An 18,426-nucleotide genomic window follows, 5' to 3' on the forward strand; every position below is an offset into this window, starting at 1 on the left:
AGTAGCTCAGTTGGTTAGAGTGCCGGCCTGTCACGCCGGAGGTCGAGGGTTCGAGCCCCTTCTGAGTCGCCATCAAAGAACAAGTTCTTATAGACTAGAACTTGTTCTTTTTTTATTGTTTAAAAAATTATAATCAAGTCAGATCTGTGGATAAATTTTGAAGGTATTATAAGCACAAGTTATTAAAGGGAATTTAAATATAAATAAGATGTTAACACAGAATAACATAGTTTGGGAAACAGATTTTTCAAATGAATATGATTTATAATATCAATTTGTAGTAAAAATGAAAACTCTAATATGATAGTCATTAAGAGAATAAATATCATATTAGAGTTTAGTTTATTTAAATTATCTATTTTTTTCTAAATTTTTCTTAATCCTTATATCTTCAGAATAAAATTTGCAGAGCTTAAATTCTCCAATTAGTCTAGAAGCGATTCGCTCGCTATACTGCTTTGTTATTCCTGGCAAAGTTAAATTGGTTGAGATAAGCATTTTCTTATTAGCAAGAATTCGCTTGTTAATTATATTAAATAATTCAGTTACTGAAAATTCATTAAGGTGTTCTGCGCCTAAATCATCTACAATTAGTAAGTCGCATTCTAGTAATAATGACTCTAAGCCTGAGTCATTATTGAATCTTATTTCTCTTAAATTTTTAATTAACTCATCAGAGGTTTTATAAATTACTAAGAATCCTATATCTAATACAGATTTAGCAATACAATATGATAAATATGTTTTACCACTACCTGGATTTCCGTAAAATAATAAGTTTGTTGATATTTCTGAAAAACTAGGAAGATAGTCTTTTAGTATATATTCTAAATTATTCTCCATGTTTTTTCTGGGAGAATATTTTTCATCTCCAAGTTTATGACTTGAAAACAAATTTAAATCAAAATTATCAAAGTTATTATAGGATGTAGTATTTTCTAATTCTGAATTTTTATAGTATAACTTAATGAGCTTTTGTTTATAGCAAGTACATTTTATATTGCCTATAAAGCCTGTATCTTTACATTTATTGCATTGATATCGCAAATTCAAATATTCAGGATCATAACCTCTTTCAACTAACATTTCACATTTTTTTATTCTTAAATCTGTTATATTTTCCTTATAATCATCTATTGTTTTTTCACTATCTTTAGATTTAAGAATTGATACTGCCATTTTTAAAGATAATCGTTGAATTTTATTATCCAATTCAATAATTTCAGGATACTTCTTTGATATTTCTTCTTTCCTAATCTTCAAATTTCTAGCTTCATCTTCTCTAAGTTTATCATATATTTTTAAAATTTCTGTTTGATAACCTTTAATCATCGCTATCCCATCCTAAAAGTTTTTTTTCTAATGAATCATAGTCATACTCTCGAGCCTCAAAATTATTAAATTTGAGAGATGATTTATCATTATTATTAGTATTATAAGTTTTTTGATACTTATTATTTTTTGAATTTTTATTATCTTTAAGAGCTATATCTTCTAAAGTTCTAATATTATTTTTATTCCAATTACTTAAGATTCCGTCGATATACTTGAAATCTGCTCTATTCAATCTTTCAAAGCATATATCACAAGCTTTAAATATAATTTCGTTTGAATACTTATAAATAAGAAGCCATTTTTCTATTAAATCCTGTTGTGGTTTCATTATGTCTGTATTATTTATACCTAAGTAAGTGAGAATTTTTCTTATATTAATCCACTTATCCTCTGCTTTTTTTATTAAGTTCTGAGCTTGCTCGATAGTAGTTATTTTTTGATCATGCCAAGCTATAGCAACCTTTTCTATATATCTAGAATCACTTTTTCCCTTTGATATACAGTATTCCATTAAAATCAGAATTAATTCAGATGAAAAACCGAATTCCTTTTGCCAATTTAAGTAAAGTGACATTTCGTTTGGCGATAGAGGTCTAGCTAGAAGAGTTTCAATATCCTTTAGCATATCTTTAGTATTTGTACTATCCAAAGCTTCTAATAAGTCAACTTGTTTAGTAGATTTGGAGGGTTCTTCAACTAAATCTACGAATTCTACATTAAAATTACCCATCTTATCTATCTGAGTTAGCTTTATAGCTCCTTGATCATTCCAATAATTAAATGCATTCATAATGTCTGATTCTAACAAATTAAGCGAGGAAGCTAGTATTGATGAGCTAACGCCTAATTCACCAGAAATAGTATACTTTAGCATCAATAAATAAACTTTTACAAATTCGCCTCTAGCCTGTGGCATGTATTTTTCTATAAATACATTGTTAACAGGAGTGAACCCTAGAGATCTATTCTTTAACATAAATGTGCTCATTCCGTTTACTACCTACCTTTCAAAGTTTTTAATATATATTATAAAAACAAAACTCTATCTAATAATATTAGATTAGCATAATCGTTTATAATGTAAGTTATATAATAACCTAATGTATGTAAAATAATTATAGCATATTATCACCTTAATAAAGCGAAATATTAATCAACTAATACTTGGGATTAATTACTTTTATATAAGATTTGAGAGAAGATAAAGAGCATGCATTTGTCTTTATAAGAAATTAACTAATTTAATAAAACAAATGCATGCTTCTAAATATGGATAATATTCATTAAAATAAATAATCATATGATGAGTTTATTTATATTTACAATACCTTCGCCTTGAATTTGATTTGATATCTCATCAATAGGATCACATGCAACCTTTAATAAGGAAATCATATCTTTGAAAGTTATTGACGGATTTTTCTCACATAATAACGCACATAATCCACTAATATAGGCTGTAGCAATAGATGATCCTGTAAAAGTTTTATATGGTACTTCAAGTTTATTTGGATAAACCTTAATTCCGTTTTTTTCTGAAATATAGTTATTATCAGAATTCAAAGATATAATATTAACGCATGCAGCAGATAGATCAGGTTTTAATAATTTCCCATATGGTCCTGCAGAAGAATAAGTATAAGGCTTCATTATGGAGGTAGTTGAATTTAGACCACCTATAGTGATACAGCTTGGTAGCGTAGCAATTCCCATAATAGAATTTTTTTCACTCAGGTTACTTCCGCTAGGAACTATCGGAATTAATCCTTTTGATATAGCATACTTAAATGTCAAATCAAAGCAAGAAATAATGAATGTATTATGAGTTAAAAGTTCAAAAGGCAAACATAATACCTTTATGTTATTTTCTTTAGATATATTAGATAAACTTTCTATAGAATATAATATATCCGAAGCAAATCCTTTACCGAGTTTATCAAATGCCTTGTAACAGAATAGCTTACTTTTATTACAAATTCCTTTATACATGTTATTTGATGAGATACCACTACTACACAAAATTCCGGCCATGGAGGTACCATGTCCGTTATCGTCATAAGGATAGCGAAAGTTATTAATTAAATCTTCAAATAACTCTATTTTAGTGCTAGGGGAAGTTAGGTCCTGATGAGGAAATATTCCGCTATCTACAAGTCCTATTCCTACTCCTGCACCAGATAAACTATACTTTTCCGAAAAGTGAATCTTATTTGCAGTAGTAACGCTCATTCCGCACAAAAATAGGTATTCATCCAAGTAAATTTTTTTAATTTCAGGATATTCAGAAATTCTATCTATGCCTCTTGAATTTAGTTCGGCACTTATAATATTAGAGGATTCAATAATGTGATGTACAGTACCTTTATATGAACTGATTTTTTTTACTACTGAAGATTGAAAATCTTTATATTGTATAAGTATTCTATAACTTTTATAAGCATTTTTTGATATATAATCTTTTAGATTATGGTCTAGCTTACTTTTAGATGAAAACATATATTTCTCCAAAATATTATTACTTCAATATATTATATGAAAAAGAATTTTATTGTTAATAAAAAATGAAGGATTAAAAAAATTTTGTTATACAATATTGATTAAACATATAAAGAGACTGTACAAAAAATCAAATAGTAGATTGATTATTAAGAATAAATACAAGTATGAAACTTGAATAAAAATAATAATCAATCTACTATTTAAAAACTGTAGGTCTCCCCTATGTCTATAATTTTTATAGCTTTATCATTTAAATTTAATAATGATTCTTCAGTCTCCTGAAAATTCTCTAATGAAATTTTAAAAGTTTTATAGTGAATTGGTATCATTGTAGGGCAAGACATCATTTTAAACATTTCATAACTCTGTTCTGGCGTACAATGCATATACGAAAATCTATCAGGTTTATAACAACCTACAGGCATTAATGCAACATCACAGGATATATTCTTAAAATTATCTGTGAGCGCTGTATCGCCTGCGAAGAACACTCTTTTATTTTCTCTTTCGATTAAAAATGAAATACTTTCATCATCATGTCCAAAATAGAAGCGTCTCCCATCATGATTAGCTTGGTAAGCAGTAATTTTTATAAAGTCATCTTTATATACATCTCCAGGATGTAATAAAAATACATTTTTAAAACCAAGCAGTCTAGCAATACGGGTATATCCTTTTGGAACAATAAAGACAGCATCTTTATTTAATTTTTTTAGAGATGAAAAATTTAAATGATCCATATGTCCATGAGATAGTAGTATATAGTCTACTTTTAAATCATTTATGTATACTGGTTTTTTTACAAGTCTCTTAAAATATCCTAAAGAATTGGAAAATACAGGGTCAGTTATAATAATTTTATTTGATAGATTAATAATTGTGGTAGCATGACCAAACCAATTAATTGAATTTTCCATAATTTTATCAGATTTTATTTCAGCGCTTTTTTTTACATATTCTTTTATATTGTTAATTGTTAAATGGAATAAAAAATTAATGTTAGAAAAAAGATTCAAGTCCTCTCCGTCCTCTCCTAATGATTCCACTTAAATATTACAATACCAGCAATCATAATAGCAATACCTAAAAAATGATTTAATGAAAATCTAAGCCGTTCACTGCCGAATAACCCAAAGGCATCTATAAGTGCAGCAGCAAGTAATTGGGATATTAATATAATACCAATACCGAAGGTAGGTCCCATTGAGCTAACACTTTTTATTACGGTAAAGGTTATAACAACCCCTAGTGCGCCACCTAATAAATAAAGCTTGTTGGAATCCTTCAAATTAGAATAATTACCATCACCTAAAAATAAAAAAATGATAAGGCTTAAGATAAGGGCAATTATCTGAACTAATAATGTAGTTTCCCATACTCCGATTTTCTCACCTAGTCTGGTATTAAATACACCTTGAATACTCATAGCAATTCCAGAAATTATTGCACATATTATTCCAAACATAACATCACCTCAGAATTATTATTCCCCTAAGAATATTAAATATTATAAAAAATAAAAATGGTGTTATGTAATTAGCATGAATGCATTAATTAAAGTATAACCAAGTTGTCTAAATCCTTAATAAATTGATTTTGTATTTGAGATTCTGAAAAACCTAATGTCAATCCTAGACTTAATAGGTCTTCAAATAAAGTTAAGTAGTGATCTATAGATGGGAAAGCAATTAAATCATTTATGTCAATATATAGGTTTAGAAACTGATCACTTAAACAATAGTCATTAGGTGCCATAGATACTGCAATTAAATCTGTATATTTATGATCAATACCTAGTGTTAAGACTTGAGAAATACAAGTTATATACTTATCGAATATAGCACTGATGTTAACAGGTCTAGATTTTTTTAGTAAGTAGCTAAAACAATTAGTTTCACTAGCTAATGCACCAAGAGAGATTTCAAATTCTAGGTTTTTGCGTACTCGCAATTTGTGGGAGTCTAGCTCTTCATTTATAGATAAACTATCATTGTATTTTTTTTGTACTTTAAATAGTGGCTGAATATTCATAGTGAATCCTCCTACATTTCTAATAATAATATTATTTTACAAAATCTTTAAAATAAATGAAAGTTCGGAAAACGACTACAAAAAAATATTTTTAGAAAATTCGAAATTAAGAGATTATTTTTAAATTAATTTTACTTTCAAGGAAAATATAACTATAGATTTAGAGTGATTTTAAAAAATATTAAAAAAGACTATACTGAATATAAAAATTCACTACAGTCTTGAAAACATAAACTAATTGGATTGTTTAACAGACGATTTATTATGATAGTAAGAACGCTTAAACTAAAAGTCTTTCAAAATATAAGATTTTAAGGGAGTATTCTTTTTTACCGTAGGAAGCTTCCATATTTCAACACTCTTAATTCTTAATTTAACAAAGTTATCACTATTATATATCTCAGGGAAATTTAGCTTTACATCTTGCTTTTTATAGTCCTTAGGAAGATAACCTAAATTTGCAAGTGAAATAAAACTATCTCCAAAAGACTTAACAGTAAATCCGTTAAGTTCTAATATATCAAAAAGACTACGAGAAAGTCTCCTTATATAACCTTTATCGTCTATTTTTAAATTTATACTTTTTGTAGGCTCAAACAAATAGACTGAATCACTTGCATCAATTCTAAAACTTTTATAAGGTGCTATAATTTTATCAACAACTGGATATAATTTATCCAAATTTGGATTTTCAATAGATGTTAATAAGACAAAAGGCATAGGTGAGTTTCTATTTGCTCTGAATTTTTTTGACATATTCCTTTGTATTGGTGATATTACTTGATAGGTTTCCTCATCAAATAATGCAACTATATAGTACTTCATGATAAACCTCACAATCTCAATATATTGTATTAATAAAAATCTTAGTAAATTATAACACAATAAATAGAATAAAAGAATAGAAGAATAATTAAATAGTAATGAACAGTAATGTCAAGAATAATTAGGTTTTTAAGGATATTTTTTCAATAAAAGAAATATTTATTCCAGTAATATATGTTTTAAGGGATATAATTACAACAAAACCAAAAGAAAAATTGTGTTGTAACACATATATAGTTAAAAAAGTGTTAATGGACTGAAAAAATGTATTTAAATAAATTTAGTTTATGATATAATAATTAAAGTAGATTTTAATTATAAAATAGGTTAATAATGTAAAATAATATATATGATAATATAGATTTTAATAGATAGGGTGAATTCAATGGAGAGATTAGTTATAAACGGCGGAAACTTGCTAGAAGGTACTGTTGATATCAATGGGGCCAAGAATGCAGCAGTAGCAATATTACCAGCAGCTATAATGGCAAGTGATGGAAAATGCATAATTGATAACATACCAGATATTGAAGATGTACACTGCTTGGAAAGAATACTTAGAAGCTTAGGTTGCGATATTATTAAGATAGATAACAATACTTTAGAAATAGATAGTTCTAATGTAAATAATTTTGATGCGTGCACGGATGATGTTAGAAGAATGAGAGCTTCATATTATTTCATTGGAGCTTTATTAGCACGATTTAAGAAAGCAAGAGTAGTTCTTCCAGGAGGATGTTCAATAGGGGTAAGACCAATTGACCAACATATAAAAGGATTTGAAGCTTTAGGAGCTGATGTGTTTATAGAGCACGGAGCAGTTAATGTTAAAGCTGATAAGCTAGTAGGCGCTAATATATTTTTTGATGTAGTTTCAGTAGGAGCAACAATAAATGTTATGATTGCGGCAACATTAGCAGAGGGGGTAACAGTGCTAGAAAATGTAGCAAAGGAACCTCATGTTGTTGATGTTGCGAATTTCTTAAATTCAATGGGAGCTGACATAAGAGGCGCAGGAACAGATGTAATAAGAATTAAAGGAGTAGAAAGCCTAAAAGGCTGTTCTTATAGCGTAATACCAGATCAAATTGAAGCTGGTACATTCATGATAGCAGCTGTTGCTACAGGTGGAGATGTTTATATAAGAAATGTTATACCAAAGCATTTAGAATCAATTACAGCTAAGCTTACAGAGATGGGGGCAGTGATTGAAGAAGGTGATGATTGTATTAGAGTTACAGTGAAGTCACCACTTAAGGGTGTGAATATAAAAACCACACCATATCCAGGATTTCCAACGGATATTCAGCAACCAATGTCAACATTGCTAAGTATTGTGCCGGGAAGAAGCTTAATTACTGAATCTATTTGGGAGAATAGGCATAAACACATAGATGAATTGAAAAAAATGGGAGCCAATATTAAAGTTGAAGGCAGAGTTGCGATTATAGATGGAGCGCAAAAATTGACAGGCGCAGTAGTAAAGGCAACAGATTTAAGAGCAGGTGCTGCCATGGTTATTGCGGGATTAGTTGCAGAGGGAACAACTGAAATAACTAGTATAGAGCATATTGATAGAGGATATCCTCATATAGAAAATAAGTTTAGAGCTTTAGGGGCAGATATTAAGAGAATAGAAGTTGATGAATAGTATAAATTAAAGGGGAGGAGATTGGAATGATATTTTGTTCTTTATATAGTGGCAGTAGCGGTAATAGTATGTTTATTGCCTCAAATAAAGCTAAGATATTAATTGATGCAGGACTCCCAGGTAAAAAAATTGATTTGGCGTTGCAAGAAATTAATGAAAATCCAAAAGACTTGAACGGAATTTTTATAACTCATGAGCATAGTGACCATATCAAAGGGGTTGGAGTACTGTCTAGAAAGTATGACATTCCTATATATGCAAATGCTGATACTTGGTCTGCTATGGAAAGCTTAATTGGAAATATAAAAGAGCATAACATAAAAGTAATTGATAAAAGATCATTTACTGAAATAGAAGATATGAGTATTAAAGCATTTAATATTCCGCATGATGCAGCCGCACCAATGGGATATACAGTTAGCTCAGGAGAAAAAAGCATAAGTGTAGCAACTGATTTTGGAACTTTTACAAGAGAAATTTATGATAATATAAAAGATTCAGAAGTTATTCTTCTTGAAAGTAATCACGATGTAAATATGCTTAAGTTTGGACCATATCCATATCCTTTGAAACGTAGGATATTGAGCGAAATAGGACATTTATCTAATGATGATTGTGGGAGTGCCATAGTTGAACTATATAAAGGTTCAACTAAGAAAAAGATTATTTTAGGGCATTTGAGTAATACTAATAATCAACCAGATTTAGCATATCAAACTGTTTTAAACGTGCTAAATGAAAATGGAATTAAGCTAAAAGAGGACATAATATTAACTATGGCAAACAGACATAATCCTAGCAGTTATATAGAGATATAGTTTATTTGAGCTTATAATTTATAGAAATATATTATATATAATCAATGAAGATTTAAGGGAGGACTTAAAAATGAGTTTATATACAAATTGGACTGACATGGTTGTTGACTATGTAAAAACTAAGGGAGAAAATGCTTTCTGGGAAGAATATAGTAAATTAGAAAAATCAATATATAAAGATTTATTAGCTAATCATAAAAGTGTTAAAAAGACTACAATAAATGAATTAGCTAAAGATTATGATTCCACAGTAGAATTTGCTATGGGATTTATGGATGGTATTAATGATAGTTTAAAAACTCAATATGATCTTGAGACTATAGATGCTGATACAGAAATAGTACTTGATATAAATCTAGAAACTTTATATTTGAATATGCTAGATGCAAAAGCAGAATATTTATACACATTACCACAATGGGATGGAATATTCTCAGTGGAAAAAAGAAATGAAATACAAAAACAATACAAGGAATCTAAGATAGTAAGAAATCTAGATAAGGTTGGAAGAAATGATATGTGCCCATGTGGAAGTGGGAAGAAATATAAGAAATGTTGTGGAAGAGATAAATAATATAATTACATATAAGTAAACTCTATATTTAGAGGAGTTTACTATTCAATGTAGTAAAAAACCCTAGTTTAGATAGGGTTTTTTTCTTTATTAATGGTTTCGTGAAAAATAACAATTCACAAAGGTCAATATAGTTGGTATAATTATGTTATACAAGGAATTGTAGTAAATAAATAGTAATGCTATGGAAGCACAAGTACGGATTTAAAAAATCTGTATTTAGTGCTTTATTTTTTTATTAAAAGTAGATATAAGAATAATATATGGGGGGATTGCTATGAGTTTAAAGCTTAAATATCTGTTGAATAGAAATCTAAAGGAACATTCAGAAAAAGTATTTGAAGGAATATCAAATGGAAGAAAAAAGGCATTAGATAACTGGTTTAATGACAAGTGGGCACAATTAGAAAATATTAAGAATTCACTTGTGGCATTAGAAGACAATGATAATATAGTATGTAATTATTTAATTGAAACCGTAAAAAAGCACGAGGACTTTTGCGAAATATTTGTTTTAGATGAGAAAGGAATAGTATCAGTTTCTTCGTGCAAAGAGCATATTGGATTAGATATGAGTGATTTACCTAATCTAAAAGCGGGATTAGAAGGTAGGCCTTTAATGTATGGACCATATATTGATAAAAGAACCCTACATACTGATATAAGTAATAAGAAATTTGCTGATGATGTTACATTAATGTTTTCCAGTACATGCAAAAATCACAGTAATCAAATTAGAATATTATGCTGCAGAACACTAAATGATGATATGAGCAACGTAATTCAAGATGAGGATACTCATATATATAAGGATTCTGGAGATAATTACTTATTTATGGTGAAGACTAGCAGAGATATTAAGCCCGGAACAGCAATATCTAGAAGCAGATTTGAGGATAATACATTTACGTTAGGGGAGAATCTTAAAGATGGAGTTAAAACAAAGAGTTGGGGTACAGTTAGAATTAAAGAGCATACCGAATTTGAAATAATTTTTAATGATCCGGCTACAAGTAAATTACATCGAGGAGTTGAAAATACAATTCGAAATGGTGAAAACCTAGATTGTTGGCCTGGATATCCAGATTACAGACATATAATGGTGGGAGGTAAAGGAACATTAATAACCCCCCCGAACTGTGATGAGGTATGGGGAATGATGTGTGAAGGTGATATAGCTGAGATATATAATTTTCAAAGTATTAATTTAAAGATGCCAATATCTATATCAATAATATCAGCAATTTTAATTGCAGTAAATTTTATAGCAATTAAATTATCACCGAATAATAGTATATTTACATCTATAGCAATGTGGATTATATTATCACTGTTTTCGTTATTAATATCTAAAAGAATGATTTCATCCCCTTTAAGTAGAACGATAAATATATTACAAGATATTGCGGAAGGCGAAGGAAATTTAACCAAAAGAGTTGAAAAAATGTCATCAGATGAAATCGGAGAGCTGTCGCGATGGTTCAATAAATTCATAAATAATCAGATGAGCATGTTATATAGAGTGAAAAGATCAGCTAAAACTACAAAAAAATCAGTAAATATAGTTTCTAATATAACAAGCGAAGTTAAAAATGGAATGGGAGTCATTGAAAATACAGTGATAACTTTACTGGAAAATTCTAAAGACCAAAATCTAGTATTCCAAAATACAAAAAACAAATTTTCAGATATTACAGCATCTATTCAGGAAATGGATAGTCTTATATTAGAAGTATCAGGTATAGTTGAAGGAACTAATGAAAGTGCAGCATCGGCACAAAGCATATCAAAAGAAGTCTTGAGTAATATGGAGGATTTAGAAAAGACCATCGAGAATACAGTAGAATCTATAAGTACTTTACAGGGATATTCACAGGAGATAAGTGAAGTAATTAATGTTATAAGAAATATAAGTAAGCAGACACAACTTCTAGCGCTTAATGCATCAATTGAAGCTGCAAGAGCAGGAGAGAGTGGAAAAGGATTTTCTGTAGTAGCGGAAGAAATATCTAAGCTAGCACTAGAAACAGAAAGTGCTACCAAGTCAATAAGTAATGTCATTAATCAAGTCCAAAAACAGACACAAGCAACATTTGAATATGCAGAAGAGATAAATACTAAGGTAGATATATCTACAGCGAGTGTAAAAGAATCTATTCAATCATTTGATCATATTAATGATGATGTAAATATAATAGCTAATGCGATGCAGTCAATATCAGAAATAACTTCGACCCAGAGCCAAAGTGTTGGGGATGTTATGAATAATGTAAGCACTATGGCAGATAAAATAGAACAATCTACCGAAAATAGTTCAAATAAAAGTGAAGAATCACTGTCTATGGTTAAAAAAATATTATTAGAAATAAGACAACTAAAGCAAGCAACCGATGTACTGGAATATTCGTCAGATAATTTAAATGAGATGGTTGGATCATTTAAATTAAAGTAAAAAATAATATAAAATATAATTAATATCATGCTTTTGTTAATGTAAGAGGAAACTAATAGTAAGTCTTAATTATTAGTGAATTTTTAATCTATCATTTGGAAACATTATTTGCACGCAGTTTTTTTGATAGCATGTTAGCAAAAGCATGGTTTAATAATTAGAGGATAATCAAGTCAATACAATTAAATTTCTATAAAGCAAACTTTTTAGAACATACATATTAAAACTGTACAAATAATATAAAGAACTTTATCCATAGAATTAGAATAAAATGTGGATAATTTTTTTTATGAACTTTAAAATGTGGATTATATTTTTATATTTAGAGAATTATCATACCATTTGTGTAAATAATAAAAATATATTATAATTTTATATAGTTGCAAGTGCAACTATATAAGTTGTAATTAGGTTTATGAATGTTGAGTTATTATATATAAATTCTATTTTTACAGCTAGATAAAACATGTATAAACAGAAAGGATAAAACATATGGAAAGTACGGATAAAAAAAGATGGTTAATATTATTTACTACTGTACTACTGACATTTATGTCCACACTTGATAGTAGTATAGTGAATGTAGCACTTCCTGTAATGTCGCAGAGGCTTGCAGTAAGTATGGCATCTATAGAATGGGTAGTAACGAGCTATTTAATAGTTATTGTAGGAACTATTCTTATATTTGGAAGATTAGCTGATATTAAGGGTAAAACTTCAGTTTTTAAATTGGGTATAATTATTTTCACGATTGGTTCACTTTTATGTGGATTATCTAATTCATTAGTAATGTTAGTCTTCTCGAGAATATTGCAAGCAATTGGAGCTGCAGGAACCATGTCTACAAGTCAAGGAATTATAACTCAGGTTTTTCCAAGAAACGAAAGAGGAAGGGCGCTAGGATTAAATGGAACTTTTGTAGCATTAGGTTCAATGATAGGTCCACCAGTAGGAGGAATAATTGTATCGATTTTAAGTTGGCAGTATATTTTTTTAATAAATGTGCCTATAGGAATTTTGGCATTAGCTTTAGCAATGAAGACACTTCCTAAAAATTCTAATAATTCAAATGAAAAATTAGATATAAAAGGTGCAACTTTATTTGGATCAACTATGGTACTTTTATTCAGTGCTTTAACTTTTGGCAAGGAAATTGGATATGACAATATAGGAATCATTATATCATTTGTTGTATCTATTATATTATTTATTTCATTTATAATTGTTGAAAAAAGAATTGATGAACCATTATTGAAACTAGAGATATTTAGTAATTCATTATTTTCGCTCAGTATTTTTTGTGCATTCATTTCATTTGTGGCAATAAGTTGTTCAAATATTATATTGCCATTTTACCTACAATACGTGATGAAACTAGCTCCTTCAGTTACTGGTGTATTAATGATGGTATCACCAATAATTTTATCAGTTGTTGCTCCAATGAGTGGGTATATATCAGACAGAATAGGATCTGAAGTTTTAACATTTTTAGGGCTTATTGGAACTAGCCTAGGTTTATTTTTAATATCAACTTTAAATGAATATTCTCACATAGGTGCATTAATTGCCTTTATAGCAATAATGACACTAGGAAATGGAATGTTTCAGTCACCAAATAATTCATTAGTTATGTCTACAGTAGATACAAAAAATTTAGGGATTGCTGGAAGTATAAATGCGTTAGTTAGAAATTTAGGAATGGTTTTTGGAATATCACTATCAACAACTCTTTTATACAATAGGATGAGTAGTCAAATAGGATATCATGTTACAGGATATATAGAGGGAAGAGATGATATTTTTGTATATGGGATGCAATATGTATATGTTGCTGCAGCTATAATATGTGCATTAGGAGCGGTGTTAACAGCATACAGACTATATAAGACAAAATCTAGAATTAAAGTTGAAGCTCTATAAATGAATAGAATGATATCTCTAATTGTTGTTAGTTTAAAACTTAGTATAAAATATAAATAGTATTAAGAAATAAAAACTGTAGCTGAGTAAAGAATTTAGCTACAGTTTTTATTTTTAGTTATAATATAGGTATGCATAAAATAATTAAAGGAGATAACAATGAACATAACGATAATAACAGTTGGTAAAATAAAGGAAAAGTATTTAAGGGATGCTATAGAAGAATATTCAAAAAGATTAGGAAGGTATTGCAAATTAGATATAGTTGAATTGGTGGATGAGAAAACACCAGATAATGCTTCAGAAAAAGAAGAAGAGGTAATTAAAGAGAAAGAGGGGCAAGGAATACTAAATAAAATTAAAGACAATATGTTCGTTATAGCAATGGATTTAGGTGGAAAGCAACTAACATCAGAAGAATTTGCAGGATACATAGATAACTTGGGGGTAACAGGAAATCCAAATATAGCATTTATAATAGGAGGAAGCCTAGGAATCTCAAAAAGTGTTTTAGCAAGAGCTAATTATAAATTATGCTTTTCAAAGATGACATTTCCACATCAGCTTTTTAGAGTAATGCTATTAGAGCAAATTTATAGAGGATTTAGAATAATTAAAGGTGAACCATATCATAAGTAGACATAAAAGAAAAATAAATTAAATCAATAAAAAATAGTAGTTACGTAATTCGTATCTGCTTTTTTTTATTATAGTTTATATTAATGTTAATAATAGTATTGTAAATAGCATAATTATAAGTGTTGATATAAATATAGAAACTTTAAATATATCTTAAATTAAATAAGGGGGAATAGAAATAAAGAAAAACCGTACAAGTAAAAATAATTGCTTTTATAAGATAATGGAAGGAAAAGTTATATTATCTTCAAAAGAGGAGGAGTTTTAAGCTTTAATTGTCTATTATGGAATAAAATAGATAAAATAACAGTTGAAAAGTATACCTTAGAGGTATACAATAAATGTATACGGTTTAGGTATACATTTAAGGAATATGTTTGGGAATATGGTTTTACAGATTTTATAGAATGACATTGGTGAAACCGTATAATTAAAGGGAGGTGTATTTATGTTTTTCAAAACTACAGAACAACATGAAAATTTGAGAACAAAAATAAGAGAATTTGCTGAAGAGGAAGTTAAACCTATTGCATTTATGTTGGATCAAGAAAATAAATTCCCTTCGGAAGTAGTTCAAGGGCTAGCTGAGATGGGAGTGATGGGTATTCCGTATTCAAAGGAGTATGGAGGAGCTGGCTTAGATGTGATTAGCTATGCGATAGCTGTCGAGGAATTATCAAGAGTTGATGGTGGGACAGGAGTAATCTTATCGGCACATACATCATTAGGAACATATCCAATTGCAGCTTTTGGAAATGAGGAGCAAAAACAAAAATATTTAGTACCATTAGCAAAGGGTGAAAAGCTTGGAGCATTTGGTTTGACTGAAGAAAATGCAGGTAGTGATGCCGGAGGAACAGAAACAACTGCTGTACTAGAAGGAGATTATTATATCTTAAATGGCGAGAAAATATTTATCACTAATGGTGGCGAGGCAGATATTTATATTGTTTTTGCAGTGACTACCCCAAATATTGGTACACGAGGTATTAGTGCATTTATCGTTGAAAAGGGATCAGAAGGTTTTAGTTTTGGTAAGCATTATGATAAGATGGGAATTCGTTCATCAGCTACTGCAGAGCTTATTTTTAATGATGTAAAGGTGCCTAAGGAAAATTTATTAGGTAAAGAAGGCGATGGTTTCAAAATTGCTATGTCTACATTAGATGGTGGACGTATCGGTATTGCTGCCCAAGCTTTAGGAATAGCGCAAGGTGCTTATGAGAATGCCTTAGAGTATTCAAAAGAAAGAGTTCAATTTGGTAAACCTATTTGTCAGCAACAAATAATCGCTTTTAAATTAGCTGATATGGCTACAAAACTTAGAGCAGCAAGATTCCTTATTTATAGTGCAGCAGAGCTTAAAGGAAATCATGAGCACTACAGCATGGAAGCAGCAATGGCTAAACAATATGCTTCTGATGTTTGTCTTGAAATTGTCAACGATGCTCTTCAAATCTTTGGGGGAAGCGGATATCTTAAAGGTATGGAAGTTGAGCGTGCCTATAGAGATGCTAAAATCTGCACTATATATGAGGGAACTAATGAAATCCAGCGTGTTGTTATAGCCGCTAATATTATAGGAAAAATGCCAAAAACAGAGAGTGTAGCAAAAACTTCAAGGGAACCTGCAACAGGATATCGTAAGAAGGTAATTTATAAAGATGGTACACCTGAAGAAAGAGTAAATTCTCTTGTAGAAGCTCTTAAGAAGGATGGATATGATTTCTCAGTGGGAATTCCTATAGATACTCCAATAAGCAAGGCAGAGAGAGTAGTTAGTGTAGGACAAGGCATAGGAGAAAAGGAAAATATGCATCTTATAGAAAAGCTTGCAGTTCAGGCTGGTGCAGCAATAGGTTCTTCTAGACCAGTAGCTGAAACTTTAAAATATGTTCCAATTGATCGTTATGTTGGTATGTCAGGACAAAAGTTTAAAGGAAATCTTTATATTGCATGTGGTATTTCAGGTGCAGGTCAACATTTAAAGGGTATAAAGGATGCTTCTACAATTGTTGCAATTAATATAAACCCTAATGCAAAGATTTTCAAAAACGCAGATTACGGTATTGTTGGTGATTTGATGGAAATACTACCTCTACTTATTGAAGCTTTAGACAATGGTGAACAAAAGAAAGAGGCTCCACCAATGAAAAAGATGAAGAGAGTTATTCCGAAAAAAGTCACTCCAACTTGGAAACATTATGTATGTAATGGATGCGGTTATGAATATGATCCTGGAGTAGGTGATCTAGAAGGTGAAGTAAACCCAGGAACACTTTTTGAAAATTTACCTGAAGAGTGGACTTGCCCAGCTTGTGGTGAAGAAAAAGATATGTTTATAGAAGTTTAAAGCAGGTAATAAATAAATTTTTTGTTTAAAGGAGGATTAGCTATGTATTGTGTTAGAGAAGTAACTGAAGATCTTTATTGGATAGGGGGAAATGATCGTCGTCTAGCTCTTTTTGAAAATGTTCATCCTATTCCAAGAGGTGTTTCTTATAATTCTTATTTACTTTTAGATGAAAAGACAGTGCTATTTGATACTGTAGATTGGTCAATTTGCAGACAATTTCTTGAGAATATTAAGGGAGTTTTAGGAGATAGAGACTTAGATTACATGGTCATTAACCATATGGAACCTGATCATGCAGCGTGTATTGAAGAAATTGTTATCCGCTATCCTAATGTAAAGATAATATGTACTGAGAAGGCATTTTTATTTATGCATCAGTTTGGCTTCCAAATAGAAGATAAGGTAGAACAAGTCAAAGAGGGAGATACTATGTCATTTGGAAAGCATAATGTTGTATTTGTTTCTGCTCCTATGGTACATTGGCCAGAGGCTATGGTAACATATGATACTACAAATGGAGTGCTATTCTCAGCTGATGCTTTTGGTTCATTTGGTGCATTAGATGGAAAGCTATTTAACGATGAAGTAAATTTTGATCGTGATTGGATTGATGATGCTAGAAGGTATTACACAAATATTGTAGGTAAATATGGACCTCATGTTCAGGCTCTTTTAAAAAAGGCAGGCACTATAGATATTAAGATTATCTGTCCGTTACATGGACCAGTATGGCGTAATGATTTTGGATATTTACTTGATAAGTACGATAAATGGAGTAGTTATACACCTGAGGAAAAGGGCGTGATGATTGTTTATGGAACAATGTATGGTAATACAGAGGCAGCAGCAAATGAGTTAGCAACAAGATTGGTTAAAAAGGGGATTACCAATGTAGTTATGTATGATGTTTCCAAAACTCATGTTTCATATCTGATTTCTGAAACATTTAAATATAGTCACGTTGTGTTAGCATCAGTTACTTATAATTTAAAGATTTATCCACCAATGCTTGATTATATAATGGATATGAAGGCATTAAACCTTCAAAAACGTACTTTTGCTATTATTGAAAATGGATCATGGGCGCCTCAATCAGGTAAATTAATGCGTGAATTATTAGAAGAAATGAAAGATATGACTATTTTGGATAATGAAATTTCAATTAATTCTAGCATGAAAGAAAGCGATGAGGATTTAATGGAATCTATTGCTGATAGCATTATTGAATCAATGAAATAATACAGAAAAGATATGAATTTTAATCAACTCGTAAATTATAATAACGAGTTGATTAAAATTATAATAAAGATAATAGCATCTAAGATT

At 29.7% G+C, this 18,426-nt stretch carries 15 protein-coding genes; 8 read left to right on the plus strand and 7 right to left on the minus strand.

Translation table 11 applies throughout. The features are described 5' to 3' along the window. Nucleotides 1-351: 351 nt before the first annotated feature. From L1S46_RS23975 to L1S46_RS24005, 7 genes are all read right to left on the minus strand, one after another. A complete protein-coding gene (locus tag L1S46_RS23975; protein ID WP_077310008.1) occupies nucleotides 352-1,332 on the minus strand; it encodes an ATP-binding protein in 981 nt (326 codons plus the stop codon). Next, nucleotides 1,325-2,323 (minus strand): DnaD domain protein, encoded by a 999-nt coding sequence (locus tag L1S46_RS23980; RefSeq protein WP_238901182.1) that lies wholly within the window; start codon nucleotides 2,321-2,323, stop codon nucleotides 1,325-1,327. Before L1S46_RS23980 ends, L1S46_RS23975 begins: the two co-directional genes overlap by 8 nt. Before the next feature lie 308 nt (nucleotides 2,324-2,631). Then, nucleotides 2,632-3,831: a S8 family serine peptidase gene (locus tag L1S46_RS23985; protein ID WP_238901183.1), complete on the minus strand. Its 1,200-nt coding sequence runs from the start codon at nucleotides 3,829-3,831 to the stop codon at nucleotides 2,632-2,634. 203 nt (nucleotides 3,832-4,034) lie between these two features. Then, on the minus strand, nucleotides 4,035-4,850 hold the full coding sequence (locus L1S46_RS23990; protein WP_238901194.1) for an MBL fold metallo-hydrolase: 816 nt from the start codon (nucleotides 4,848-4,850) through the stop codon (nucleotides 4,035-4,037). Between the two features lie 17 nt (nucleotides 4,851-4,867). Next, a complete protein-coding gene (locus L1S46_RS23995; protein WP_078117634.1) occupies nucleotides 4,868-5,299 on the minus strand; it encodes a DMT family transporter in 432 nt (143 codons plus the stop codon). An 89-nt stretch (nucleotides 5,300-5,388) separates the two neighbouring features. After that, nucleotides 5,389-5,865: a dUTP diphosphatase gene (locus tag L1S46_RS24000; protein WP_012061213.1), complete on the minus strand. Its 477-nt coding sequence runs from the start codon at nucleotides 5,863-5,865 to the stop codon at nucleotides 5,389-5,391. Between the two features lie 285 nt (nucleotides 5,866-6,150). Then, nucleotides 6,151-6,690, minus strand: coding sequence for a hypothetical protein (locus L1S46_RS24005; RefSeq protein WP_065417457.1), 540 nt, complete (start codon nucleotides 6,688-6,690; stop codon nucleotides 6,151-6,153). Nucleotides 6,691-7,075: 385 nt separating this feature from the next. Here L1S46_RS24005 and L1S46_RS24010 point away from each other — a divergent pair, with 385 nt between their 5' ends. The 8 genes from L1S46_RS24010 to L1S46_RS24045 all read left to right on the plus strand — a co-directional run bounded on the left by L1S46_RS24010 (nucleotide 7,076) and on the right by L1S46_RS24045 (nucleotide 18,339). Then, nucleotides 7,076-8,341, plus strand: coding sequence for a UDP-N-acetylglucosamine 1-carboxyvinyltransferase (locus L1S46_RS24010; RefSeq protein ID WP_012061211.1), 1,266 nt, complete (start codon nucleotides 7,076-7,078; stop codon nucleotides 8,339-8,341). Nucleotides 8,342-8,367: 26 nt separating this feature from the next. Beyond that, a complete protein-coding gene (locus L1S46_RS24015) occupies nucleotides 8,368-9,159 on the plus strand; it encodes an MBL fold metallo-hydrolase (RefSeq protein WP_012061210.1) in 792 nt (263 codons plus the stop codon). A gap of 70 nt (nucleotides 9,160-9,229) precedes the next feature. Then, nucleotides 9,230-9,733 (plus strand): SEC-C metal-binding domain-containing protein, encoded by a 504-nt coding sequence (locus L1S46_RS24020; protein WP_238901184.1) that lies wholly within the window; start codon nucleotides 9,230-9,232, stop codon nucleotides 9,731-9,733. A gap of 277 nt (nucleotides 9,734-10,010) precedes the next feature. Then, complete coding sequence (locus L1S46_RS24025) at nucleotides 10,011-12,185, plus strand: HAMP domain-containing methyl-accepting chemotaxis protein (RefSeq protein WP_077830760.1); 2,175 nt, start codon at nucleotides 10,011-10,013, stop codon at nucleotides 12,183-12,185. A 492-nt stretch (nucleotides 12,186-12,677) separates the two neighbouring features. Further along, nucleotides 12,678-14,105, plus strand: a complete 1,428-nt coding sequence (locus tag L1S46_RS24030; RefSeq protein ID WP_065417455.1) for an MFS transporter — start codon at nucleotides 12,678-12,680, stop codon at nucleotides 14,103-14,105. Nucleotides 14,106-14,264: 159 nt separating this feature from the next. Continuing rightward, nucleotides 14,265-14,744 carry a 23S rRNA (pseudouridine(1915)-N(3))-methyltransferase RlmH gene (rlmH, locus tag L1S46_RS24035; RefSeq protein ID WP_012061206.1) on the plus strand — a complete coding sequence of 160 codons (480 nt, stop codon included), beginning with the start codon at nucleotides 14,265-14,267 and terminating at the stop codon, nucleotides 14,742-14,744. Between the two features lie 448 nt (nucleotides 14,745-15,192). Next, entirely contained in the window at nucleotides 15,193-17,097 is a 1,905-nt protein-coding gene (locus L1S46_RS24040) for an acyl-CoA dehydrogenase family protein (RefSeq protein WP_238901185.1), read from the plus strand. Between the two features lie 42 nt (nucleotides 17,098-17,139). After that, on the plus strand, nucleotides 17,140-18,339 hold the full coding sequence (locus tag L1S46_RS24045) for an FprA family A-type flavoprotein (protein ID WP_012061204.1): 1,200 nt from the start codon (nucleotides 17,140-17,142) through the stop codon (nucleotides 18,337-18,339). Nucleotides 18,340-18,426 lie beyond the last annotated feature (87 nt).

The organism is Clostridium sp. YIM B02500 (genome assembly GCF_022324665.1).
Lineage (GTDB): Bacteria > Bacillota > Clostridia > Clostridiales > Clostridiaceae > Clostridium > Clostridium beijerinckii.

What these genes read in the sequence shown, in the direction of transcription:
- L1S46_RS24005 (WP_065417457.1), bottom strand. Translation starts at nt 6,690, where the DNA reads ATGAAGTACTATATAGTTGCATTATTTGATGAGGAAACCTATCAAGTA.
- L1S46_RS24015 (WP_012061210.1), top strand. Translation starts at nt 8,368, where the DNA reads ATGATATTTTGTTCTTTATATAGTGGCAGTAGCGGTAATAGTATGTTT.
- L1S46_RS24040 (WP_238901185.1), top strand. Translation starts at nt 15,193, where the DNA reads ATGTTTTTCAAAACTACAGAACAACATGAAAATTTGAGAACAAAAATA.
- L1S46_RS24030 (WP_065417455.1), top strand. Translation starts at nt 12,678, where the DNA reads ATGGAAAGTACGGATAAAAAAAGATGGTTAATATTATTTACTACTGTA.
- L1S46_RS24020 (WP_238901184.1), top strand. Translation starts at nt 9,230, where the DNA reads ATGAGTTTATATACAAATTGGACTGACATGGTTGTTGACTATGTAAAA.
- L1S46_RS23980 (WP_238901182.1), bottom strand. Translation starts at nt 2,323, where the DNA reads ATGAGCACATTTATGTTAAAGAATAGATCTCTAGGGTTCACTCCTGTT.
- L1S46_RS24045 (WP_012061204.1), top strand. Translation starts at nt 17,140, where the DNA reads ATGTATTGTGTTAGAGAAGTAACTGAAGATCTTTATTGGATAGGGGGA.
- L1S46_RS23985 (WP_238901183.1), bottom strand. Translation starts at nt 3,831, where the DNA reads ATGTTTTCATCTAAAAGTAAGCTAGACCATAATCTAAAAGATTATATA.
- L1S46_RS24025 (WP_077830760.1), top strand. Translation starts at nt 10,011, where the DNA reads ATGAGTTTAAAGCTTAAATATCTGTTGAATAGAAATCTAAAGGAACAT.
- rlmH (WP_012061206.1), top strand. Translation starts at nt 14,265, where the DNA reads ATGAACATAACGATAATAACAGTTGGTAAAATAAAGGAAAAGTATTTA.
- L1S46_RS23995 (WP_078117634.1), bottom strand. Translation starts at nt 5,299, where the DNA reads ATGTTTGGAATAATATGTGCAATAATTTCTGGAATTGCTATGAGTATT.
- L1S46_RS24000 (WP_012061213.1), bottom strand. Translation starts at nt 5,865, where the DNA reads ATGAATATTCAGCCACTATTTAAAGTACAAAAAAAATACAATGATAGT.
- L1S46_RS24010 (WP_012061211.1), top strand. Translation starts at nt 7,076, where the DNA reads ATGGAGAGATTAGTTATAAACGGCGGAAACTTGCTAGAAGGTACTGTT.
- L1S46_RS23975 (WP_077310008.1), bottom strand. Translation starts at nt 1,332, where the DNA reads ATGATTAAAGGTTATCAAACAGAAATTTTAAAAATATATGATAAACTT.